Below are 22,566 nucleotides of genomic sequence, written 5' to 3'. Positions count from 1 at the left end.
GCTCCGCCCGCCTTCGCTCAACTCCCGCTGATCGAAAGGGTTTACGGCGAATAGCTGCCATGGCAGCTTCCCGCCAGCATCGACCGGGCCCAAGCCGCCATGCCCCTGACATTCTCGCCTCACCATCCCCTGGGAACACACGAGTTCACGAGGTGAGAATGAGACGGACCAGATGGGCGGCGGCCTGCGCCACAGCGCTCGCCGCCGCCCTTGCCGGTGGATCACTCCCTGCCGCCGCCGACAACGCCCCCGCCTTCGCCGACCCGGCCATATCCCCGGCCGCAGGTGGCGCTGCCCGCACCGTCACGCTGCTGACCGGCGACGTGGTGACGTACTCCGGCAGCGGGAACGCCGTGCAGATCAGCTCGATCGTGCCTGGCTCCGGCCGTGAGGGCATGGGCTTCACGCGGTTCCGGGCGGACGGCCACGAGTACGCGGTGCCGATCGACGCCGTCGGACAGATCGCGCAGGGCCGCGTCGACCGACGGCTGTTCGACGTGACCGAGCTGGTCGCCTCGGGCTACGCCGACAGCAGCACCGACACCCTGCGGCTCCTGGTCGGCGGCGACACGCCGTCCGCCGCAAGCCCCGACGCGCCGAAGGGCTCCCGTGTCGCCGCGGCCTTCCGCACCGCACGCACCACGGCTCTGAGCGTTCCGAAGAAGTCGGCCGGCACCGTGTGGAAGCAGCTCGGCACGGCGTCCGGGGCCCGCAGCGAAGGCATCGGGAAGGTCTGGCTCGACGGAAGAGTACGGGCGACGCTCGACCGGTCCGTACCGCAGATCGGCGCGGACACGGCTCACCGCGCCGGAATCACCGGCAAGGGCACCAAGGTCGCGGTCCTCGACACCGGCTACGACCGCACCCACCCGGACCTGAAGAATGCCGTCACCGCCTCGCAGGACTTCACCGAGGACGGCGACGTCCAGGACCTCCAGGGCCACGGCACCCATGTCTCCTCGATCATCGCCGGATCCGGTGCGGCCTCCGGGGGCCGGTACGCGGGTGTCGCGCCGGGCGCGGAGCTCGTCGAGGGCAAAGTCCTCGGCAACGACGGCTACGGCTACGACTCCTGGATCCTCGCCGGCATGCAGTGGGCCGTCGACCAGGACGCCCGGATCGTCAACATGAGTCTCGGATCGAACCGGGCCTCCGACGGCACCGACCCGCTGTCCGCCGCGGTCGACAAGCTCTCCGCCGAGCACGGCACACTCTTCGTGATCGCCGCGGGCAACAGCGGCGACCGTACGATCAGCGCGCCGGGCGCCGCCGATGCCGCACTGACGGTCGGCTCGGTCACCAAATCCGGTGAGATGTCGGCGTTCTCCTCACGCGGACCACGCCAGGGCCGGCCCGCCGTCAAGCCGGAGATCTCCGCACCGGGCAGTGCCATTGTGGCCGCCCGCGCCGCCGGCACGCTGGACGACGCAGCCGTCACCGAGCAGTACGCCTCGCTCTCCGGTACGTCGATGGCCAGCCCGCATGTCGCGGGCGCCGCCGCCCTGCTGGCCCAGCGCCGCCCCGACTGGTCGGGGGCGCAGCTGAAGTCCGCACTGGTCGGCAGCGCCGCCCCGGTGGCGGGTGCGACGGTGAGTGACACGGGCGCCGGTCTCACCGACGTACCCGCCGCACTGGACACCACGGTGGTCGCCGAACCCACCGCGCTGGCCGCCCACACCACGTACCCGAACGCCTCCGCCGCCCCACAAAGCCACGACGTGACCTGGACGAACACCACGGACAAGCCCGTGAGGCTACAGCTGTCCGCCGGGCCCGGCCGGGCGATCAGGCTGGGCGCGGAGACGGTGACCGTGCCCGCTCGGTCGTCCGCGGTCATGGAGGTCGTCCTCGATCCGTCACAGGTCGAGGCGGGGACGACGTACAGCGGAGCGGTCACCGCGACCTGGCCGGGGCGCGGCAGGGCGACGGTGCCCGTTGCCGTCGAGGCCGATCCGGAGACGTACGCCCTCACCCTGACCGGTCCCGCACCGCGCGAAGGCGCGGAGCGCACCTCGACGGGCGCGGTCCTGCAGAACGAGAGGACGGGCGCATCCCAGCTGATCGGCCTGGACGGCACCAAGCCGAGGACGGTGACGCTGCCGCGCGGCAGCTACCGCATCCTGGGGCACACGTGGGAGTACGACACCGTGGGCAACACGGTCGTCGGGACCACCGCGATCCATTTCGCCCACCGGGTGATGCTCGATCGGAACAGCACCCTCGCACTGGACACCAAGGGCGCAGAGCCCGTCAGGATCGGTGTCGACGACGGGTCGGCCCGGGTGTCCCTGCAGTCGGCCACCGGGATCGCGTCACGGGTCGGTTCCGGCACGAATGCCGCGGACACCGGGCTGGTGGCACCGAGCTCCGCCGGTCAGTACCGCGTGGAGGCGGTGCCCTCCACGGGTGGGACGCTGGACGGGCTCACCTTCTTCGGCGGGCTGAGCTGGCAGCAACGGGAGGTCGATGCCCACGAGCCGGGCTCCTCGGCCGACGCGCTGAGGCTGCTGCTCTCCCAGTACAGCATCTACAGCTGGCTGGGCACGGCCACCGGCGAGGTCGTCGACATCGGCACCGGGGCGGACACCGACCCGGCGGCCATGGACCTCAAGGGCAAGATCGTCCTGTGGACACCGGCCACCAGCCAGACCGCGTTCAACAACGCGCTCTACCAGAAGCTGACGGACGCGGGCACGGCCGCCGTCGTGTATGTCGGCTACGGACTCTCGGTCTACAGGCCGACACCGGTGCTCAGGCTGGACACGGCCAGTGTGCCCGCCCTGCGGGCACGGCTGGCCGAGGGACCGCTGACGCTGACGCTCGACGGCATCAGCACCTCGGCGGACGCCTACTTCCTGCACCACTCGGTCGACGGCAGGGTCCCGGCGGGCGCCGACTGGTTCGACCGGCGGTCGAATCTGGCCAGGGTGACGACGGTGGAGCGCACGCACGGCTACCCGAACGACCCCAAGGGCATGTACGCCTGGACGACGTGGCACGGGCTGACGCTCAACCAGCAGTCCACCCGCTACCGGCCGCCGTCGGAGCAGACGCTCTACTACAGCCCGGACGTCGCGTGGACGACGGCGACCTTCCACTACCAGTACGACGTCTCCGACTTCGTCTACCCGTTGGGGACGCTGGTCGGCCCGCCCACCGTGTACCGCGCGGGCGGTGACTACCGGGACGACTGGATGTCCGCGCCCTTCAACCCGGCGCTCGGCGAACAGGCCGGGGCGGCGCAGATCACCCGGGACGGCGACAAGCTGAATGTGGCGCTCCCGGTGTTCTCGGACGCGGCCGGGCACCGTGCCGAGACGGCGCCGGGGGCGGACACCGGCAGCACGGTCCTGGCGGACGACGGCGGGAAGGTGCTGGCCCGCAACGACGCACCGGGCCGCGCCACGTTCGACCTGCCGCGCAAGGACGACTGGTACCGGCTGACGGTCGACGCCACCCGTACGTCACCGGACCCGGTGACGTGGATGCTCGGCACCCGCATCACCAGCGAGTGGCGGTTCCGCTCCGGTCACGAGAAGTCGGCCGCCGCGGCCCGGCTGCTGGACCTCGACTACCGGCTGCCGCTGACCGGCGAGAACGCGGCCGACGCGGGGAGGCCGCTCGACTACACGGTCGGGCTCACGGCGCAGGGCAGTCGACGGGCGCTTGCCGTCGCTTCGTTGAAGGTCTGGTACGCGACGGACGGCACCGGCTGGAAGCAGGCCGCGGCAGCGCGTACGGCCGACGGCAGGTGGAAGGTGACGGTGCCTGCGATGGGCACCGCCAAGGTCGACCTGCGCACCACCGTCACGGACACCTCAGGTGCCTCGCTGACGGAGACCCTGATCGACGCCTACAACTCCGGCTGCGCCGATATCTGGTGCTGACCTGCGCCGGAGCCCTGAGGTGACAGGTGGTGAGCAGGGGGCGGGGCCGTACGCGGTCCCGCCCCCGACCTGTCCGGGACCGGCGCATTGGTTAGGGTGACGCCGTGGCAAGAGTGCGGTTGAGCGTGGCGGAACGACGCGAGGAGCTGCTCCGCGCTGCCGTCGAACAGATCGAGGTGCGAGGTGTCGCAGCGGTACGGATCGCCGATGTGGCGTCCGTGCTCGGCGTGAGCAACGCCCTGGTGCTTTACCACTTCTCGACGAAGGAGAAGCTGGTCGCAGCCGCCTTCGCGCATGCGGCCGAGGCGGACCTCGCCCATCTGCGCAAGCTCCTGGGCCGTCGCACGAGTGCGGTACGGCGGTTGCGCGCCGCCGTCCGCTGGTACGCACCGACCGGGCAGGCCAAGGGCTGGCGGCTGTGGATCGAGGGCTGGGCGGCCTCGCTCCGGGACCCGGCGCTGCGCAATGTGGCCGGCGATCTCGACCAGCAGTGGAAGGCGGAGCTGGCCGAGGTCATCGAAGAGGGCGCCGCCGCGGGTGAGTTCCACTGCGACGACCCGATGTCCGTGGCCTGGCGACTGACCGCCCTGCTGGATGGCCTGGCCGTCCAGATGACGTCGTACGCCGGTCCGCTCTCCCGGGCCACGATGCTGGCGTGGACCGACGAGGCGCTGGCCCGCGAACTGGGCATCGACCGGGCGACGCTGACGGCCTGACCCGGCCGGCCACTCCGCCTCCTTCGCTTCCCTTCCGCCCTGTCGACCGATCAGGTCTGGCGCAGAGGCGTGTACGCGTCTTCGTCCAGCCCGAAGGTCCAGGCGACGCCGCCCTTCGCGGTCCTGGTCGAGGGCGGTACCCGCAGCCAGTAGGTGCGATGGGTCCCGTCGGGCTCCGGGGTCGAATTGACCACCTCGACCATCACCACGTCCTCGTCGCCGTCCAGCGCGATCCGCCACAGGATGCCCGTCTCGTCATGGTGCACCGGCTGGGCGCCCGACTCGGTGAGGTAGCGGTCGTAGCCGTAGAACTCCAGCATCACGCGGCGCAGCTCCGCGTTCTCCTCCTCGCGTATCCGCTGGGGGGTCAGGGTCGTCAGTTCCGCGAGGAACTCGGCGGGAACAGGCATGCCGCGCCAGGCGTACAGCGCGAAACCGTCACGGTACGAGAGGGCAGGGCCGTCCCCGCGGTCGAGCCGGCCCGCCTCGTCGCGGTGGAGCGTCTCCGGGCGTTCGCTGATCACCACGGCGCGCTCGTACGGCCACCACCAGCCCGCGTGCCTGGCCACCTCCGCCAGGCCGTCGAGCCGGTCCCCGCGGCCGTCGAACGCGGCGAGCCACGCCGCGTCGTGCTGGCCGAGGACCGCGTCGAGCAGCACCAGGCGTACATCCGACTCGTCCTCGGGGCTCCCGGCGAGGGCCGCGACGACACCGGTCCGTATCCGCTCGGCGAGCGCGGCCGTGGTCTCCCAGAGCTGGGCGCCCGTGGCCGACCAGAGGGAGGACCAGCCGGCCGGACCCAACTCGTCGTACATCCGGCGCCGTTCCTCCGCCCACGGGCGGGTCCGCACCTCGTCGCGCACCGAGCGGCCCGCGTCGACGAGCTTCTCGACCACCTCGACGGCCGCCTTCGGCGAATCGGCCCAGACAATCTGCTCCGGCTCGGCCAGTCCCGCGCTGCGGTAGGCGAGGCGGACCCCGTCCTCGGCCGCTCCCCGGTCCGCCGCACCGGTCGCCGCTGCCACGGCCCGCCATGAGTCCACGTACTGCATCGGTTGTCCCCGTCCCCTGTTCACTCTCTTGGATCTCTGCTGTTCGCCGCCTGTCCGGCGTGTTCGCCCCGCCGCCCGGTACCGGCCCGCTGCGTCGCCCGCCGCCTGCCCGGACCGGCCGGCTCAGTCCGCGACGATGCGGACCGCGCCCGGTGCGTACTCCCGCTGGCGCACGACGCGGTACCAGCCCTTCGACAGGGGTATCGCCGCATGCTCCTCGTGCACCACCCGCCCGCCGTCGGGGAGATGGAGCAGCATCGGGCCGAAGGCGCCCGCCTCGCGCATCAGCCGGCCGGGCCCTTGGACTGCATGCGCATGACCGGTGACCTCGCCCAGCGCGAGCACCATCCGCCCGCGGGCGTCCCGCGGCTCCCCCGGCGCTTCCGCCAGGTGCGCGGGCACCTCGGACTCGTCCAACGCCACGATCAGTACATCGCCCTGCCGGTACACAGACGTCTCCCCTCCAGGGTGGCACCCGCTGTGCCGACCCTGGAGAAAACGCTAAGGGGAGGGTCTGACAATCGGTCACAACCGCTCCCCCGCCCGCCGCATTGTCAGTGGGGCTTGATAAACCTTGCCGACATCAGCCGTCCCCCAGTCTCAGGAGCTCAGGGTCATGTCCGGTGTGGATCACCTGCACGAGTTGCTCGGCCTGCCGGCCGTCGACTTCCGGCACGCGACGAACGAGGCGCCGGCGCAGGCCGCCGATGCCGCGGCCTGGCGTATATCGGTCGACCCGTACGACGACGAGTCCGAGATGACCTGGGAGCAGGCGTTCCAGGCATTTCTCGCTGCTGTCGACCCGGCGGGCGTGCGGGCCCTGATCATCGGCCAGTGGGGCGAGTCGTACGAGGAGACGTCGTCGTACCCGATCGATCTCGTGATCGCCGCCGCCGACCGGCTGACCTCGCTGGAAGCCGTCTTCGTGGGCGACATGACGGCCGAGGAGAACGAGATCTCCTGGATCGAGCAGTCCGACGTCACCGCGCTGCTGAGGGCGTTCCCCGACCTGCTGGAACTGGGCGTGCGCGGCGGCACGGACCTGGAGTTCTCCCCGTCGAAGCACGAGCGGCTGCGTTCGCTGACCATCGAGACGGGCGGGCTCCCGGCCGGAGTGATCCGCGGCATTCTGGACAGCGAGCTGCCCGCACTGGAGCGGCTCGATCTCTGGCTCGGTGTCTCCGAGTACGGCGGCGACACCGATGTCGCGGACCTGGCCCCGCTGCTCTCCGGCTCGCGCTTCCCCCGCCTGCACCACCTCGGTCTGCGCAACAGCGAAGTGCAGAACGAGATCGCGACGGCCGTCGCGGGCGCCCCGGTCGTCGCCCAGCTGCGCACCCTCGATCTGTCGCACGGGACGCTGGGCGACGAGGGCGCGGCCGCGCTGCTCGAAGGCCAGCCGCTGACCCATCTCGAACGGCTCGATCTGCACCATCACTTCCTCACCGCGCCGATGGAGCGCCGGATCAAGGAGGCGCTGGAACCGCACGGAGTGCAGGTCGATGTGTCCGAACGCGAGGAACCCTGGGACGGTCGCGGGGCCGAGGGCCGCTACACCGCGGTTTCGGAGTGACACCCGATGACTGACATCGACCACCCCGAGACGTTCCACGGCCTGCCGGTCCTCACGCTGCCCGGCCCCGGGCAGCCGCACACCGGTCCGCTTCCCGCGGCGGACGCGGTCGCCTGGCGGCTGGAGAGCGCCTGGCAGGGCAGTCTGACATTCGCCGTCCTGTGGCAGCACTTCCTCGACACGGTCGACACCACGCAGGTGCGAGCCCTGCTGATCGGTCCGTGGTGGCAGGAGGAGTACGAGCCGTTCGCCCCCGTCGTCGACCTGCTGGCGGGCCACGCGGACCGGTTCCCGTCCCTGCGGGCGCTCTTCCTCGCCGATGTCGTCAGCGAGGAGTGCGAGCTCTCCTGGCTGGAGATGGCCGACATCACCCCGGTGCTCGAGGCGTTCGGGCAGGTGCGGGAGCTGACGGTGCGCGGCTCCGGCGAGCCGATCGCCGGCAAGCAGACCCTTGATCTGCGGCCGGTGCGGCACAAGGCACTCACCTCACTGCGGTTCGAGTCCGGCGGCCTTCCGTCGGCCGTCGTGCGGGCGGTCGGGGCGTCGGAACTGCCCGCGCTGGAGCACCTCGAACTGTGGCTCGGCGTCTCCGAGTACGGCGGGGACGCGACGGTCGAGGACCTTGCGCCGCTGCTCTCCGGTGCCGCCTTGCCGAACCTGCGCCATCTGGGTCTGCAGAACAGCGAGATCCAGGACGAGATCGCGGCCGCGGTGGCGTCCGCCCCGGTTGTCGCCCAGCTGGAGTCGCTCTCCCTGGCGATGGGCACGCTCGGCGACCGCGGAGCCGAGGCGCTTCTCGCGGGCCAGCCGCTCACCCACCTGACCTCGCTGGATCTGCATCACCACTACATGAGTGACCCGTGGTTGGACCGTCTCAGGGGACTGCTCGGTGCCGACCGGGTGAACGGTGAACCGGACGAGGTGGAGTACTGGGATCCGGATGAGGACGACGAGCGCTATGTCGCAGTCAGCGAGTAGGGCGGGCGGCCCGGCGGTGCGCTTCGCCGTCGTGGGAGTTCCCGGCAACCGCCGGGTCACACTCTTCCGGGACGCCGTACGCGCCGCCGGGCTGCCGGCCGCGCGTGTGGTGCCCTGGCTGGACGTCCTGGGCGGCGAGGCCGTCTTCCTGCCGGGCGAGACCGTACGGATGGACTCGCCCGGTGAGGACGCCGAGGTCGAGCGGTTGCTGCGGTCGGTGGACGATCCCACGAGGGTCGAGGGCACCGCCCTCTGGTACACCCGGTTCACCGGAGCGGTGCGGACGGTCGCACGGGCGGCCGACGCGGCCGGAGCGGCCCTGCTCGACGCCCCGGGCGATGTCGCCGTGCTGTTCGACAAGCGGCTGTGCCATGCCGTGCTGGACGGCGCCGGGGTCCCCGTACCGGCTTCGCCGACCTCCGGCGCTGCGGCGCCCGTGGTGCGCGACTGGGCGGATGTGCGCGCGCGGATGGCTCAGCACCGGATGCCACGGGCCTTCGTGAAGCTCGCGCACGGCTCGTCCGCCTCGGGGGTGCTGGCCGTGGAGACGGCAGGTCCCGGCCGGGTGCGGGCGACCACGTCGGTGGAGCGCGACACGTCCGGACGGCTCTTCAACTCACTGCGGGTGCGCCGCTGCACGACGGAGCGCGAGGTGGCGGCGATCGTCGACGCGCTCGCACCGGACGGGCTCCACATCGAGCGCTGGCTGCCCAAGGCATCACAGCGTGGGCGCTCGGCCGACCTGCGGGTCGTGGTGGTGGCGGGCCGCGCCACCCATGCCGTCGTACGGACCAGCCACTCCCCCATGACCAATCTTCACCTCGGTGGCGAGCGCGGAAGCCTCGACGAGGTCCGCGCGGCCGTCGAGGCGGCGGGCGGCAGCTGGGCCGAGGCCCTGGCCGTGTGCGAGCGCGCCGCTGCCTGCTTCCCCGACACGCTGTGTGTGGCCGTCGATCTGCTGCCCGCGACCGGCTGGCGGCGGTTCGCCGTCGGCGAGGTCAACGCCTTCGGCGACCTGCTGCCACGCCTGACCGGGCTGCCCGGCAGCGGCTTCGAGGGCCTGGACACCTACGCGACGCAGGTCGTCGCCGTACTGAACAGAGCAAGGAACCACCGTGCAAGCGCCACCCCCTGACGCCGGACAGGCCGTCGCCGACATCCGCGACGCGGAAGCCGCTCCCTCGGAACACGCCGGGAATCCGGACATGAGCGAGATCGTGGGCAGTCACGATCTGCTGCTCATCACCCTCGACACCCTGCGCTACGACGTGGCGGCGGAGCTGGCCGCCGCCGGACGCATCCCGCATCTGGCCCGTCATCTCCCGGGCGGCATCTGGGAGAAGCGGCATGCCCCGGGCAGCTTCACCTATGCCTCGCACCAGGCGATCTTCGCGGGATTCCTGCCGACGCCCGCCACCCCCGGCCCGCACCCCCGGCTGTTCGCGGCACGCTTCGCGGGCAGTGAGACCACCGCTTCCCGGACCTTCGTCTTCGACACCCCGGACCTGGTGTCCGCTCTCGCCGGAGCCGGCTACCGCACGGTGTGCATCGGAGGCGTCGGCTTCTTCAACCGGCAGGGCCCGCTCGGTTCCGTGCTGCCGGGCATGTTCCAGGAGAGCCACTGGGAACCCGAGTTCGGCGTCGCGTCACCCACCTCCTTCGAGGCCCAGGTGGCACGGGCCGAGCAGGTCGTCGCGAGGCTCCCCGCCGAACAGCGGCTGTTCCTCTTCGTCAACGTGTCGGCGCTGCACCAGCCCAACTGGTTCCACCAACCGGGCGCCACCCGCGAGTCGGGCGACTCCCGCGCCACGCACGCCGCAGCCCTGGAGTACGTCGACGCACACATCGGCCGGCTCCTTGCCGCCGCGAGCAGTCGGCGGCGCTGCTTCGCCATCGTCTGCTCCGACCACGGCACGGCGTACGGGGACGACGGCTACACCGGTCACCGGCTCGGCCACGAGTCCGTCTGGACCGTTCCGTACGCGCACTTCTTCCTGGAACCGGGGGCCACCGCACGATGACCAGTTCGCACACCGTCCGCCCTTACCAGAGCTACGTCTACGCCTATCCGCACAAGACGGCGTACCGCCCGCTCACCGGCCACCCCGTCGGCCGGCCCGCGCTGCGCGAGCTGTGGGCGGGAGAGCGCAAGGACGCGCTCTCGCTCTATCTCCACATACCCTTCTGCGAGGTCCGCTGCGGTTTCTGCAACCTCTTCACCCGGATCGGCGCCCCCGACGAGCTGACGACCCGCTATCTCGACGCGCTGGACCGGCAGGCCACCGCCGTCCGCGACGCACTGGGTGACGACGAGCCGGTGCGGTTCGCCGCGGCGGCGTTCGGCGGCGGCACCCCCACCTTCCTGACGGCGGCCGAGCTGGAGCGGCTCTGCGACATCGCGGAGAAGCGGATGGGCGCCGACCTGCGCTCCGTGCCGCTGTCGGTCGAGACCTCGCCGTCGACCGCAACAGCCGACCGGCTGGCCGTCCTCGCCGACCGCGGGACGACCCGGATCAGCATCGGCGTACAGAGCTTCGTCGACGCCGAGGCACGCGCGGCGGTCCGCCCCCAGCGCCGCGCCGATGTGGAGGCGGCGCTCGGCCGGATCCGCGACGCACGCATCCCGGTCCTCAACATCGACCTGATCTACGGCATCGACGGACAGACCCAGGACAGCTGGCGTTCCTCCCTGGACGCGGCCCTCGCCTGGCAGCCGGAGGAGCTGTATCTCTATCCGCTGTACGTGCGCCCGCTGACCGGCCTGGGCCGGGTCGGCGCCGAAGCAGCGGCGGACGCCGCCTGGGACGAGGAGCGGCTGCGGCTGTACCGAGGGGGCCGGGACCATCTCCTCGCCCACGGCTACGAGCAGGTGTCGATGCGGATGTTCCGTCGCGGCGACGCCCCACGGCAGGGTCCCGACGACTACGCGTGCCAGACGGACGGCATGATCGGGCTGGGCTGCGGCGCACGCTCGTACACCAGTCGGCTGCACTACTCCTTCGACTACGCGGTGGAGATGCGGGAAGTGCGGGCGATCATCGACGGCTACACCGCCACCGAGGACTTCTCCCGTGCGGAAGTGGGACGGTATGTGGACGGCGACGAGGCACGCAGGCGCCACCTCCTGCAGTCGCTCCTCCAGGCCGAGGGGCTGCGTCTTGCGGAATACCACGAGCGGTTCGGCGCCGCTCCCGGTGACGACTTCCCAGGTGAGCTGGGCCTCTTCGAGGCACGCGGCTGGCTGGACGGGTCCGCCGTGGCGTCCGGGCTGCTGCGGCTCTCGCCCGAGGGGCTCGCCCACTCCGACGCGCTGGGTCCCGAGCTGTTCTCCCCCGCTGTACGGGCCGCGATGGCCGCGTACGAACTGAAGTGAGCACTCCCATGGATCTGACGATCCTCTACCGGGGCCCCCTGGCTTCGTGCGACTACGACTGCCCGTACTGCCCGTTCGCCAAGCGGCGCGACAGCCCGGAGCAGCTCCGTGCCGACCGCGCCGCGCTGGAGCGGTTCACCGCGTGGGCCGCGGCGCAGACCAGGGACAGGATCTCGGTGCTGTTCACGCCGTGGGGCGAGGGACTGGTCCGTTCCTGGTACCGCCGCGCGTTGGTGGAGCTGGCGCAGCTGCCGCACATCGGCCGGGTCGCGATCCAGACCAATCTCAGCGGTCGTACACGGTGGCTGGCCGAGGCCGGTGGAGCCGGCCGCGACAAGATTGCGCTGTGGTGCACGTACCACCCCGGGCAGACACCGTACGACCGTTTCCTCGCCAGGTGCCGGGAGCTGTCCGCTCTGGATGTCCGGTACAGCGTCGGTGTCGTCGGTCTCGAGGACCATTTCGACGAGGCGCGACGGCTCCGTACCGACCTGCCCGACGAGGTGTATCTCTGGGTCAATGCCGCTGAGGGGCAGAGCTACACGGACGAGGAGGCGGACCGCTGGACGGTCCTCGACCCGCTCTTCCCGTACAGCCGCCACCCGCACCGCTCGGCCGGCCTGCCGTGCCGGACCGGCGAGTCCGTCATCTCGGTGGACGGTGACGGCACGGTGCGCCGCTGCCACTTCGTCCCGGCCGAGCTGGGCAATCTGTACGACGGCAGCTACCGCAGTGCGCTCGCTCCGCGGGCCTGTCCGCTCGCCGTCTGCGACTGCCACATCGGCTATGTGCATCTGGAGACGCTGCCGCTGTACGACGTCTTCGCGGGCGGCGTCCTGGAGCGCGTACCGGCCCGACGCCCGGGCATACCGGCGCCCTCGGGACGCCGGTTCCTGCCGCTGTCCCCGGTCGCCGGACAGGCCTGAATCCCCCGGGAGTCAGAAAGGGAGCGGGCCCGTCCGGCAGACGAGCCGAAGACAGTGCTAAAGCGGCAGGAGATCCGGCCGCTTCGCCTCGACGAGGTCGCCGGAGGACTCGCCGCGCAGCCGCCGCCCTATCCACGGCACCAGGTACTCGCGCGCCCAGTGGATGTCGTCGCGCCGGACCTCCAGCGTGCCGCGCTGTGCCTGCGGGGGCCACTCCTGGTCGGGGTCGGCCGGGACGTCGAGGCCGAGGACCTGGGCGGCGCGCAGCGCGACCCGGGTGTGCCCCTCGGGCGACAGGTGGAGCCGGTCGTCGTCCCAGGCTCGCCGGTCCTGCACGGACTTCAGCGACCACAGGTCGAGGACGGGGCAGTCGTAGCGGTCGGCGATGGAGCGCACATGGGCGGTGTACGTGGCGATCTTGCCGCGCAGATGGCGCAGCACGGGAACGCCGCGGGTGTCGAAGCCGGTGGTCACCAGCACGGTGCCGACCGAGTCGGTCAGCTCGGCGACCGCGCGCTCGAAGCGCTCGGCCACGTCGTCCGGGTCGGTGCCGGGCCGGATGATGTCATTGCCGCCCGCGCAGAAGCTCACCAGGTCAGGTGCGAGTTCCTTGGCGCGCGGCACCTGCTCCTCGACGATCTGGTCGAGGAGGCGTCCGCGTACGGCGAGATTGGCGTACCGGAAGTTTCCGTGCGCGGAGCCCTCGGAGCTCGTCGCCGCATCGGTGTCCGGGAGCTGGTCCGCGAGAAGTACCGCGAAACGGTCCGCCCAGCCGACGAAGGTTCCGTCCGGGCCGGGGTCTCCGACTCCCTCGGTGAAGCTGTCGCCAATCGCTGCGTACGACCCGATGGCGCCATACCGGTTGATGACGCCACGTTGATTGTTTCTCGAATCGTCTGCCACAAGCGCATATCCTGCACCGCCGAATGTGACCTACGCGACCGTAATAAAGGGTTGACGGGTGGTGAGATAGACCACCCGGTCAGGTTTTGGTAAAGGGGGAATAAGTGAAGGGGCGGTGCGCCGCCGCGCACCGCCCCTTCACCGAGCCGACCGGGTCAGCCGTGGATCAGACGTAGATCCCGTGCGAGGCCAGGTAGGCGATCGGGTCGATGTCCGACCCGTACGCCGGGCCGGTGCGGACCTCGAAGTGCAGGTGCGGGCCGGTGGCGTTGCCGGTCGCGCCGGAGAGGCCGACCTGCTGGCCGGCGGTCACGGTCTGGCCCGCCGAGACGGAGAGCGAGGACATGTGGCCGTACTGCGAGTAGTGGCCGTCGGCGTGCTTGATGACGACCTGGTTGCCGTACGCGCCACCCCAGCCGGCGGTGACGACGGTGCCGGAGGTGATCGCCTTGACACTGGTGCCGGTGGCGACCGGGAAGTCGATACCCGTGTGGCTGCCGCTGGACCAGTTGGCGCCGGAGGCACGGTAGGCGGTGGTGTGCTTGCCCGGGACCGGGTGCACGTAGCCGGAGTTGGTGCTCTGGACCGCCGCGGCGGAGGTTTTGGCGGACTCCGAAGCCTTGGACTGCGACGTGGACTTGTCGGCCGAGGAGGTCGACGGAGCCGGGGCGGACTGCGTGTCCGCCGCGGCGGAGCCGGCCGGCTTGCCGCCGAGCGTCAGCTTCATGCCCGGGAAGATCAGGCTCGGGTTCTCGCCGACGACCTCGCGGTTGTCCTCGTACAGCTTCTGCCAGCCGCCCTCGACCTGCTGCTCGGCGGCGATCTTCGACAGGTAGTCACCGGCGACGACGGAGTACGTCCGGGTCTCGACCTGCTTCTTCGCGACCGGCGCGGCCTCGACGGCGACGTGCGTGGCTGCCGACTGCGCGGTGGGCGCGGCCTGCTCCGCGGCGTGGGCACCGGTGGCGCCGAGCAGCGGAAGGGCGATGACGGCCCCACCGGCGCCGACGGCGGCGACGCCACGGGCGATCGTGCTGGACTTGGTACGGCGATGCTTACCCGATGTGGGCATGAAGAATTTCCTCTCCGGCGCCTACGAGGTGAGCTGTCGGGTTCGGGCTGGAGATGCCCGGTCGCAGTTCGCGACTTCACCCCGAGCCGGCCGGATCTCTCCGGGCGGCGGCCTACCTGGTTCCCCCGCTCCTGCCACACGTGAGTGGGTGCGAATTCCGGGCGGCGGCAGGATTAGGCGGTCCGTCCGGATTGAGGGTGAACTTAGGCGAGCGAGGACGGCGGAAACAAGCCATCGATTACTCAAGGGAATCCGCGAAGGGAAATCGGCGCGGAATTCCGGTCACCCTCCGTGGATTACGGATCTTGACTTTCCGCGCGACGTCCGGAATACCCATCCGTGGCGCCACCACACACCGTCACGGATATGATCCCGCTCACGAGTAGGCCATCATCTCCCGCAGAAGTAGGCCATGTTTCGCTAAATACCTCAATACGGACATGTCATGAGCGTCCGCCACGTCGGAGCCTCAGCACCTTCGCGTCCAGATCCCCCCGCAGCCCGGTGTGCAGACCCTGATGCAGCAGCACGGCACCGTGGTGGACCGCCCCGGTGTCCAGGTCGGTGTATGTCGCCGCGGGGTCGAGCCCGCGCAGCCGCAGGGCCGGCGGCCGCTCCCCGTACCGCTGCGCCTCCAGCCACATCAGCACCACGGCCTCGTCGCCGTGCACGTACTGCACGGCGACGAGCCCACCGCGCGGGGCACGCAGCCGGTACAGCGCGCCGTGCTGCACCGTGGGGCGGATCTCCTTGTAGAGATCAACCCAGCTCCGCGCCTCGGCCAGCTCCTCGTCACTCCACTCGGTGAGATCCCCGCCGACCCCGAGCACCCCGGCCATCGCACTGACGAAGCGGAAGCGCAGCGAACTGGTTCTGCTGTTGAGCTGGACATTCGGACTGTCGGTGACCCGGGCGGCCATCACTCGCGCCGGATGGATCTGCCCGAAACCCTCCTGGATGGCGAGCCGGTCGAGCGGGTCGGTGTTGTCGGAGGTCCACACCTGGTCGGTACGGGCGAGGATCCCCAGGTCGATCCGGCCGCCGCCGCCCGAGCAGGACTCGAAGGCGACGCCGGGGTGGGCGGCCCGCAGCCGGTCGATCAGTGCGTAGAGCGCGTCAACATGCGCGATCCAGAGCTTCTGCGGATAGTCCTCGCCCGGCCAGCCCGCATCGGTGAAGCAGCGGTTGAAGTCCCATTTCACATAGTCGATCGGGGCGCTGGAGAGCAGCGTGTCGAGCTGCTCCCACAGATGGTTCTGCACATCGGTCCGGGCCAGATTGAGCACCAGCTGATGACGGAATTCGGTCCGGGTCCGCCCGGGGAAGTGCTGCACCCAGTCGGGGTGCGCGCGATACAGATCACTGTCGGCGTTCACCATCTCCGGCTCGACCCAAATGCCGAACTGCATGCCGAGCCCGTGCACTTCGTCGGCGAGCGGCTTCAGCCCGCCGGGGAATCGCTCGGGGTTGGGGGTCCAGTCGCCGAGTCCGGCCCGGTCGCTGGTGCGCTGCCCGAACCACGCGTCGTCCACGACGAACAGCTCGACGCCCATCGCGGCGGCGCGCTCGGCGAGAGCGCGCTGCTGGTCCTCCGCGATGTCGAAGCCGGTCGCCTCCCAGGAGTTGTAGAGCACCGGCCGCAGGCTCTCGGCGTCCGGGACGACATGGGCCAGTTGCCAGGCGTGCCAGGCCCGGCTCGCCCCGCCGAACCCTTCGGCGCTCCACAGACCGGCGAACACCGGTGTGGTGTACGTCTCCCCCTGTGCCAGCCGAAGCAGCCCGGAGTCGTCGTATCCGGCGCCTCCGGTGATCTGCACGAGCCCGTCGGGGAGCTGCTGCACCGCGATCCGCCACGAGCCGGACCAGCCGAGCGCGCAGCCGTACACCTCGCCGTACTCCTCGGTGGCGGCGCCGTCCGCGTCGAGCGCGACCCATGGCAGGGACTGGTGTCCGGTGTGGCCGCGCCGACTGGAGAGGACCTTCTCGCCGTACGTCAGCTCCGACCGTACGAGCTGTGTCTCAGCCGCCCAGCGGCCGTGCAGCTGGCTCAGCCGCCAGCTGTCGCGGGCGGGCAGTGACCAGGCCGCCGCGTCGGCGCGCAGCAGCTCCAGCGGCGGACCGTCAGGACCGGTGCGGTTCACAGTGGCCCAGCGCTCGATGACATCGGAGTCGTCCCGCATCCGGTAGTGCAGGGTGAGCGCGAGCCACTGCACGGAGTCGGCGAACGCGATACGGAGTTCGTCGCCGTCCACGGCGGCCCCGGCGAACACCCATTCGGTGCCACGGACTTCGGGGGTGCGTACGGAGAGAGCGGGCCGGACGAAGCGGGGGCCACCCTCGACCGGGTACTCCTCGCGGCCGTCCAGCTGCGACTCGAAGCCCCGGAAGGGCGGCTCGGGCGCGGCGGCGAGGGCCTCGGCGGCCGCGAGGGAGATCCGTGGCCCCCAGTGCAGATGCAGCAGTCGGTCCCGGTCGGTGAGGTGCAGCGCATAGCTGCCGCTCGCCCCGGTCAGCAGCCAGGTCCGACCCCGGTCACCCGTCTCGATCATGCCATCCCCACATTCCCACAGTTCCGCACATCATCGGCCGTCGGCCGACGGCCGGGCAACGCCCGTGCGATGGGAATTTCGGGGGGAGTTCAGCAGGAAACGGCCGAGATGATTGCCCGAGGAATCAATGTCGTATCGTCGCAGGAGCTGACCTCGCCGGCGAGCCGCGCCGACGCCAGACACTCCAGGAGACACCGTGACGCAGCAGGTGCCGCAGGTCCCGTCGACGGAACCCGAGCTGGCAGGTGTGCGCAACTTCCGCGATGTGGGTGGCCTGCCCACCACGGACGGCCGCCGGGTGCGGTACGGACGGCTCTTCCGCAGCGGTCACCTCGCGCACGCCACCGACGGGGACGCCGCGTTCCTCGGCAGCCTCGGACTGCACACGATCTTCGACTTCCGCAATGCGGCGGACCACAGGCTCGACGGCCTGGACGTCGACCTGCCGGGCGTACGCAACGTGAACATCCCGCTCTCCGACCCGGCCGACGGCGCCGAATTCTGGCGGATGGTCCGCGACGGCGACATCCAGCAGCTGCGCTCCATCCTTGCCGACGGCAAGGGAGCCGCGCGGATGACCGCCTCGTACAAGTCGATCATCAGGGACCGTACCGCCGAGCACAGCCGGGTACTGCACGCCCTGGCCGAGGACAGCGTTCCCGCGCTGATGCACTGCGCGGCCGGCAAGGACCGTGCCGGTCTCTCGATCGCGGTTTCACTGCTGGCGGTCGGCGTCGAGCGCGAGGCCATCGAGGCCGACTACCTGAAGTCCAACGATCCGCACCGCCGGTACAAGGTCCGGCGCACCGACACCTCGGCGACCGGGATGTCGCCCGAGGTGATGGAGCTGCTCAGCCCGCTCTTCGACGCCCGCGCCGAGTACCTCGCCCAGGCCTTCAGCACCATCGAGGAGACCTGGGGCAGCACGGACCGCTATCTCGCCGAGGGCCTGAAGCTGACTCCGGAGGTCCTGGAGCGGCTGCGCGGGCGACTCCTCGACGAGGCCTGAGGGCTGTCCCGTAACACCTGGCGGAACAGCGCACGGCGTCGGATCCGGTGCATCGCAAGGCGGAGGAGCGTCCTCATACCGGACGTATTCGGGCGTTCCGACAACGCAGCGAGGTGCCGTAGCCGGCGTCGTGCGCCCGCCAGGGACTACGGGACAGCCCTTGGCCGGACCGCGCAGGTCAGCCCTTTCCGGCGACCGCGAAGAGCAGGTAGAGGAAGGCCGCGAAGATGTGTCCCGCGATGAGGTAGGCGAACAGCCTGATCACCACACCGCGCGGAAACTTCCGCTCCTGCGCCTCGTAGTTCTTCCGGGACCTCGGGGTGAGCGGATCGAAGTGCTCTGAATCGGACATGACAGTCCTCTCTGGTGACCGGCCGGGCCGGTCTCAGCGACGGTGGATACCGCTGCCGAGGCACAGCCCGGCGGCGGGGCTCTGCAACAGGGTGTGGACGAAGAGCAGCTCGGATCCGTCCCGGTCCACGGCGGCGATCCGGTGCGGGGTGAGCGAGTCGAAGTGGGCGCTGTCGCCCGGGTCGAGATCGTGCACGGTGTCACCGAGGCTCACCCGCAGCCGCCCGGCAAGGACGTACAACCACTCCTCGCCGGGATGGACCCGCACGAGATCGCCCTGGGTCCCGTACGGGACCCGGACGCGCAGGGCCTGCATGGCCCGGCCGGACCCGCCGGCCTGCCGGTACATCCAGCCGTCGGCCTCTGCCCCCTCGAACCGGCCACCGCGGACGATCGCGTCACGTTCGGGGGCGATCTCGCCGAGCAGCTCGGAGACCGTCGTACCGTAGATCCTGGCAAGCCCGAGGAGCATGGGCAGCGACGGCTGCCTCCGGCCCGTTTCGAGCCGGGACAGGTGTGCCGGGGAGAGCCCGGCGTGCTGGGCGGCGGCCTCCAGGGTCAGGCCACGGCGGCGGCGCAGATCGCGCAGGCGTGGCGCGACCCCGGGCAGCTCGTCGGCCACCCCTCCATGGGGAGAGTTCATGTACCTATTGGGCCAGGATCATGCCTGAGAGGCAAATGTCTTGCCTCTGAGGCAAACCCGCACTCAGCGGTTGGCGACGGCCTGTTTGACCAGCGTTTTCCCGAAGTCCCACAGCAGCCCCCCGCCGCTGTGTGCGTCATCCATCACCGCTGTGAACGCGGTCACGAACCGGTCCACCTCCGGCTCCCCGATGACCAGCGGCGGAATCAGCTTGATCACTTCCAGATGGTCGCCGGAGACCTGGGTGAGGATCCGGTGTTTCTGCAGGAGCGGTACGACGACCATCTGCGCGAAGAGACCCTTGCGGGCCGCCTGCAGCATGGTCCAGCGGCTGCGCAGCTTCAACGAGCTCGGCCGGCCGAACTCGATGCCGATCATCAGCCCGCGGCCACGGACCTCGTGCAGCAGTTCGTAGCGCGCGGTGAGCGCGGCGAGGCGCTCGCGCAGCAGATCGCCGGTGCGGCGGGCGTTCGCGACGGTCTCCTCGTCCTCCATCACCGCCAGGACCGCGAGCCCCGCCGCCATTGCCTGGGCATTGGAGCCGAAGCTCGCCGAGTGGACCAGAACCCGGTCCATCGACGAATAGACACGCCTGAAGATCCAGTCCTTCCCGAGGGTCGCCCCGACCGGCACATAGCCGCCGGAGAGCGCCTTGGCGACACAGACCAGGTCGGGTTCGACGCCTTCCTCGTGCTGGTACGCGTAGAAGTCGCCGGTCCTGCCGAGACCAGTCTGCACCTCGTCGGCGATGAGCAGCGCCTTGTGTCGGTGCAGCAGCTCCTGTGCGGCGCGCAGGTAGCCGGGCGGCGCCTCGTGGACGCCCTTGCCCTGGATCGGCTCGACGACGAGCGCAGCCACATCGCCCCGTCCCAGTTCGCGCCGCAGTGCGTCGAGGTCGCCGAGCTCGACGGCGGTGTCGGGGAGCAGCGGTGCGAAGCCGTCCCGGAAGCCCGATTCCCCGTTGACCGAGAGCGACCCGGCTGTCAGGCCGTGGAAGGCGTGGGTGCAGTAGAGAATGCGGGACTTCCCGGTGGCGTACCGGGCGAACTTCAGCGCGGTCTCGACGGCTTCCGTACCACTGTTGCCGAAGAAGACCCGGTCCAAATGCGGACTGTGCGTGAGCAGCTTCTCGGCCAGCAGTCCGGGCAGCGGCTGGCAGTCGAAGCGGGTGAGGTCGGCGAGCGAGGCGTCCATGACGTCGTGGAGTGCCTTGCGGACGACCGGGTGGTGGCGGCCCAGACCCATCACGCCGAAGCCGGCGAGCATGTCGAGGTAGTCGTTGCCGTCCGCGTCCCAGAAGTGGGCACCCTCGGCCCGCTCGTACACCCTGTCGAAGCCGATGGTGTGCAGCATCCGCGGGAGCTGGTGGTTGAGGTATTTCGTGTGCAGCTCGTATCGCTCGGCGCCGCGTTCCGCGAGGAGCTGCGCCAGATCGAAGCCCTTGGGCCCGTCGTCCTTCATTCGCCGCTCTCCTCAATCCCCCGGACCGCTTTCTTGGCGGCCAGCGCGCCACTGATCCGGCCGGCGATCTCGACCGGAGTGAGCCCGATGTCGGCCAGCACCTCCGCACGCTTGCCGTGCGCGAGGAACTGCTCGGGGATACCGAAGGTCCGCAGCGGTACGTCGACACCGGCGTCGCGCAACGCCTGCCCGACCGCCGAACCGACGCCTCCCGCGCGGCTGTTGTCCTCGACGACGGCCACCATCCGGTGGCGTGCGGCAAGCGGGGCGAGTTGGTCGTCGACCGGTTTCACCCAGCGCGGGTCGACGACCGTGCAGCGGATGCCGCCGCCCGAGAGCAGGTCGGCGGCCTGCAGGCAGACGGAGGCGAGCGCACCGACCGCCACGATGAGGACGTGGGGGTCGTCGGCGCGGTGCAGTACGTCCATGGAACCGACGCGGCCCGTCGCCGGTACCGGCTCCCCCACCGCCTCCTTGGGGAAACGCAGCACGGTCGGTGCGTCGTCGACGGCAACGGCCTCGCGCAGCTCCTCCCGGAGCCGTTCCGCGTCGCGCGGGGCGGCGATCCGCAGCCCGGGGACGACCTGGAGCACGGACATGTCCCACATGCCGTTGTGCGAGGCGCCGTCGGGGCCGGTGACCCCGGCCCGGTCGAGGACGAACGTCACCCCGCACCGGTGCAGGGCGACGTCCATCAGCAGCTGGTCGAAGGCGCGGTTCAGGAAGGTGGCGTAGACGGCGACGACCGGGTGCAGCCCCCCGGTGGCGAGCCCCGCCGCGGAGACCGTCGCGTGCTGCTCCGCGATACCGACGTCCCAGACCCGGTCGGGGAACGCCTCGGCGAACTTCGTCAGCCCGACGGGGTGCAGCATCGCCGCGGTGATGGCGACGACATCCGGCCGCTCGGCGCCGATCGCGACGATCTCGTCCCCGAACACCGAGGTCCACGACGGGCTCACCGTCGGCGCGAGCGGTGCGCAGGTCAGCGGGTCCATCGCGCCGACGGTGTGGAACCGGTCGGCCTCGTCGCGCAGTGCGGGCGCGTAGCCGCGGCCCTTCTCGGTGAGGCAGTGCACCAGCACCGGGCCGTGGAAGCGTTTCGCGCGGCTCAGTGCGGACTCGACGGCTGCGATGTCGTGCCCGTCTATCGGCCCGACGTACTTGAGCCCCAGGTCCTCGAACATGCCCTGCGGGGCAAAGGTGTCCTTGAACCCCTTCTTCGCGCCGTGCAGCGACCCGTACAGCGGCTGTCCGACGACCGGGGTGCGCTGCAGGACGTCCTTGCCCCACGTCAGGAAGCGCTCGTACCCGTCGGTGGTACGGAGGGTGGCCAGGTGGTCCGCGAGCCCGCCGATCGTCGGGGCGTACGAGCGCTCGTTGTCGTTCACCACGATGATGAGCGGCCGGTCCCGCGCCGCCGCGATGTTGTTGAGCGCCTCCCAGGCCATGCCGCCGGTGAGCGCCCCGTCCCCGATGACGGCGACGACGTGGTCGGGGCGGCCGAGCACCTCGTTCGCCTTGGCCAGGCCGTCCGCCCAGCCGAGCACGGTCGAGGCGTGCGAGTTCTCGATGATGTCGTGCACGGACTCCTCGCGGGAGGGGTAGCCGGACAGGCCGCCCTTGCCGCGCAGCTTGGAGAAGTCCTGCCGCCCGGTGAGCAGTTTGTGCACGTAGCTCTGGTGCCCGGTGTCCCACAGAATGCGGTCCACCGGTGAGTCGAAGGCCCGGTGCAGGGCGATGGACAGCTCCACCACCCCGAGGTTGGGCCCCAGATGTCCGCCGGTCCTGGCCACCGCCTCGACCAGGAACTTCCTGATGTCCTCGGCGAGTTCGTCGAGTTCCGGTCCGCTCAGCGCCTTCAGGTCGTGCGGTCCCCGGATGGTCTCCAGAATGGTCACGCTCGGGCCCCCTCTCCGGTCCTGTCTCAGCTCACGGTGACGGCAGGAACACCTGACGGTGTCCCCGCGTCGTCCATGCCCTCGGCGATCTTCAGGGCTTCCTCGATGAGCGTCTCGACGATCTTCGACTCGGGAACCGTCTTGATGACCTCGCCCTTGACGAAGATCTGCCCCT

At 70.7% G+C, this 22,566-nt stretch carries 18 protein-coding genes, 1 pseudogene and 1 riboswitch; of the genes and pseudogenes, 9 read left to right on the top strand and 10 right to left on the bottom strand.

Annotation, left to right across the window (positions count from 1 at the left end):
* Positions 1 to 158 precede the first annotated feature (158 nt).
* Positions 159 to 3,887, top strand: coding sequence for a S8 family serine peptidase (locus ACFU6I_RS37420; protein WP_384375465.1), 3,729 nt, complete (start codon positions 159 to 161; stop codon positions 3,885 to 3,887).
* Positions 3,888 to 3,991: 104 nt separating this feature from the next.
* A complete protein-coding gene (locus ACFU6I_RS37415) occupies positions 3,992 to 4,603 on the top strand; it encodes a TetR/AcrR family transcriptional regulator (protein ID WP_384375462.1) in 612 nt (203 codons plus the stop codon).
* Positions 4,604 to 4,653: 50 nt separating this feature from the next.
* On the opposite strand, the gene ACFU6I_RS37410 is transcribed toward ACFU6I_RS37415, so the two are convergent.
* Positions 4,654 to 5,655: a DUF6745 domain-containing protein gene (locus ACFU6I_RS37410; RefSeq protein WP_384375459.1), complete on the bottom strand. Its 1,002-nt coding sequence runs from the start codon at positions 5,653 to 5,655 to the stop codon at positions 4,654 to 4,656.
* 123 nt (positions 5,656 to 5,778) lie between these two features.
* The gene (locus ACFU6I_RS37405) at positions 5,779 to 6,105 is read right to left on the bottom strand and encodes a hypothetical protein (RefSeq protein WP_384375456.1); all 327 of its coding nucleotides are present in this window, start codon (positions 6,103 to 6,105) and stop codon (positions 5,779 to 5,781) included.
* A gap of 166 nt (positions 6,106 to 6,271) precedes the next feature.
* Here ACFU6I_RS37405 and ACFU6I_RS37400 point away from each other — a divergent pair, with 166 nt between their 5' ends.
* From ACFU6I_RS37400 to ACFU6I_RS37375, 6 genes are all read left to right on the top strand, one after another.
* On the top strand, positions 6,272 to 7,228 hold the full coding sequence (locus ACFU6I_RS37400; RefSeq protein ID WP_384375453.1) for an STM4015 family protein: 957 nt from the start codon (positions 6,272 to 6,274) through the stop codon (positions 7,226 to 7,228).
* 6 nt (positions 7,229 to 7,234) lie between these two features.
* On the top strand, positions 7,235 to 8,206 hold the full coding sequence (locus ACFU6I_RS37395) for an STM4015 family protein (RefSeq protein ID WP_384375450.1): 972 nt from the start codon (positions 7,235 to 7,237) through the stop codon (positions 8,204 to 8,206).
* Entirely contained in the window at positions 8,187 to 9,341 is a 1,155-nt protein-coding gene (locus ACFU6I_RS37390; protein ID WP_384375447.1) for an STM4014 family protein, read from the top strand. The genes ACFU6I_RS37395 and ACFU6I_RS37390 overlap by 20 nt, the downstream gene beginning before the upstream one ends.
* A 70-nt stretch (positions 9,342 to 9,411) precedes the next feature.
* On the top strand, positions 9,412 to 10,227 hold the full coding sequence (locus ACFU6I_RS37385) for an STM4013/SEN3800 family hydrolase (RefSeq protein ID WP_384375487.1): 816 nt from the start codon (positions 9,412 to 9,414) through the stop codon (positions 10,225 to 10,227).
* Complete coding sequence (locus ACFU6I_RS37380) at positions 10,224 to 11,579, top strand: STM4012 family radical SAM protein (protein WP_384375444.1); 1,356 nt, start codon at positions 10,224 to 10,226, stop codon at positions 11,577 to 11,579. The genes ACFU6I_RS37385 and ACFU6I_RS37380 overlap by 4 nt, the downstream gene beginning before the upstream one ends.
* A gap of 8 nt (positions 11,580 to 11,587) precedes the next feature.
* Positions 11,588 to 12,505 carry an STM4011 family radical SAM protein gene (locus tag ACFU6I_RS37375; protein ID WP_384375441.1) on the top strand — a complete coding sequence of 306 codons (918 nt, stop codon included), beginning with the start codon at positions 11,588 to 11,590 and terminating at the stop codon, positions 12,503 to 12,505.
* Positions 12,506 to 12,562: 57 nt separating this feature from the next.
* Here ACFU6I_RS37375 and ACFU6I_RS37370 read toward each other — a convergent pair whose 3' ends face one another.
* From ACFU6I_RS37370 to ACFU6I_RS37360, 3 genes are all read right to left on the bottom strand, one after another.
* Positions 12,563 to 13,408: an SGNH/GDSL hydrolase family protein gene (locus ACFU6I_RS37370; protein ID WP_384375439.1), complete on the bottom strand. Its 846-nt coding sequence runs from the start codon at positions 13,406 to 13,408 to the stop codon at positions 12,563 to 12,565.
* Positions 13,409 to 13,574: 166 nt separating this feature from the next.
* Positions 13,575 to 14,480 (bottom strand): peptidoglycan DD-metalloendopeptidase family protein, encoded by a 906-nt coding sequence (locus ACFU6I_RS37365; RefSeq protein WP_384375436.1) that lies wholly within the window; start codon positions 14,478 to 14,480, stop codon positions 13,575 to 13,577.
* A gap of 3 nt (positions 14,481 to 14,483) precedes the next feature.
* Positions 14,484 to 14,641, bottom strand: a riboswitch (cyclic di-AMP (ydaO/yuaA leader).
* A gap of 282 nt (positions 14,642 to 14,923) precedes the next feature.
* Positions 14,924 to 17,029, bottom strand: coding sequence for an alpha-galactosidase (locus tag ACFU6I_RS37360; protein ID WP_384375433.1), 2,106 nt, complete (start codon positions 17,027 to 17,029; stop codon positions 14,924 to 14,926).
* Positions 17,030 to 17,225: 196 nt separating this feature from the next.
* Between ACFU6I_RS37360 and ACFU6I_RS37355 the strand changes: the two genes are divergently transcribed.
* On the top strand, positions 17,226 to 18,038 hold the full coding sequence (locus tag ACFU6I_RS37355; RefSeq protein ID WP_384375430.1) for a tyrosine-protein phosphatase: 813 nt from the start codon (positions 17,226 to 17,228) through the stop codon (positions 18,036 to 18,038).
* A gap of 178 nt (positions 18,039 to 18,216) precedes the next feature.
* Here the strand turns inward: ACFU6I_RS37355 and ACFU6I_RS37350 are convergent, their stop codons facing one another.
* From ACFU6I_RS37350 to ACFU6I_RS37330, 5 genes and pseudogenes are all read right to left on the bottom strand, one after another.
* Positions 18,217 to 18,390: a DUF6126 family protein gene (locus ACFU6I_RS37350; protein WP_266978982.1), complete on the bottom strand. Its 174-nt coding sequence runs from the start codon at positions 18,388 to 18,390 to the stop codon at positions 18,217 to 18,219.
* 33 nt (positions 18,391 to 18,423) lie between these two features.
* Positions 18,424 to 19,032, bottom strand: coding sequence for a helix-turn-helix domain-containing protein (locus ACFU6I_RS37345; protein WP_384375427.1), 609 nt, complete (start codon positions 19,030 to 19,032; stop codon positions 18,424 to 18,426).
* A 63-nt stretch (positions 19,033 to 19,095) separates the two neighbouring features.
* Positions 19,096 to 20,493, bottom strand: a complete 1,398-nt coding sequence (locus tag ACFU6I_RS37340; RefSeq protein ID WP_384375424.1) for an aspartate aminotransferase family protein — start codon at positions 20,491 to 20,493, stop codon at positions 19,096 to 19,098.
* Positions 20,490 to 22,391 (bottom strand): 1-deoxy-D-xylulose-5-phosphate synthase, encoded by a 1,902-nt coding sequence (gene dxs / locus ACFU6I_RS37335; RefSeq protein WP_384375421.1) that lies wholly within the window; start codon positions 22,389 to 22,391, stop codon positions 20,490 to 20,492. Before dxs ends, ACFU6I_RS37340 begins: the two co-directional genes overlap by 4 nt.
* Before the next feature lie 26 nt (positions 22,392 to 22,417).
* Positions 22,418 to 22,566: pseudogene (locus tag ACFU6I_RS37330) on the bottom strand (4-hydroxy-3-methylbut-2-en-1-yl diphosphate synthase); the annotation flags it as partial.

This window comes from Streptomyces sp. NPDC057486 (assembly GCF_042802415.1).
GTDB classification, from domain to species: Bacteria; Actinomycetota; Actinomycetes; order Streptomycetales; family Streptomycetaceae; genus Streptomyces; species Streptomyces yanii.
Note: the sequence above shows the minus strand (reverse complement) of the source record. Positions and strands in the feature narration are given on the sequence as shown.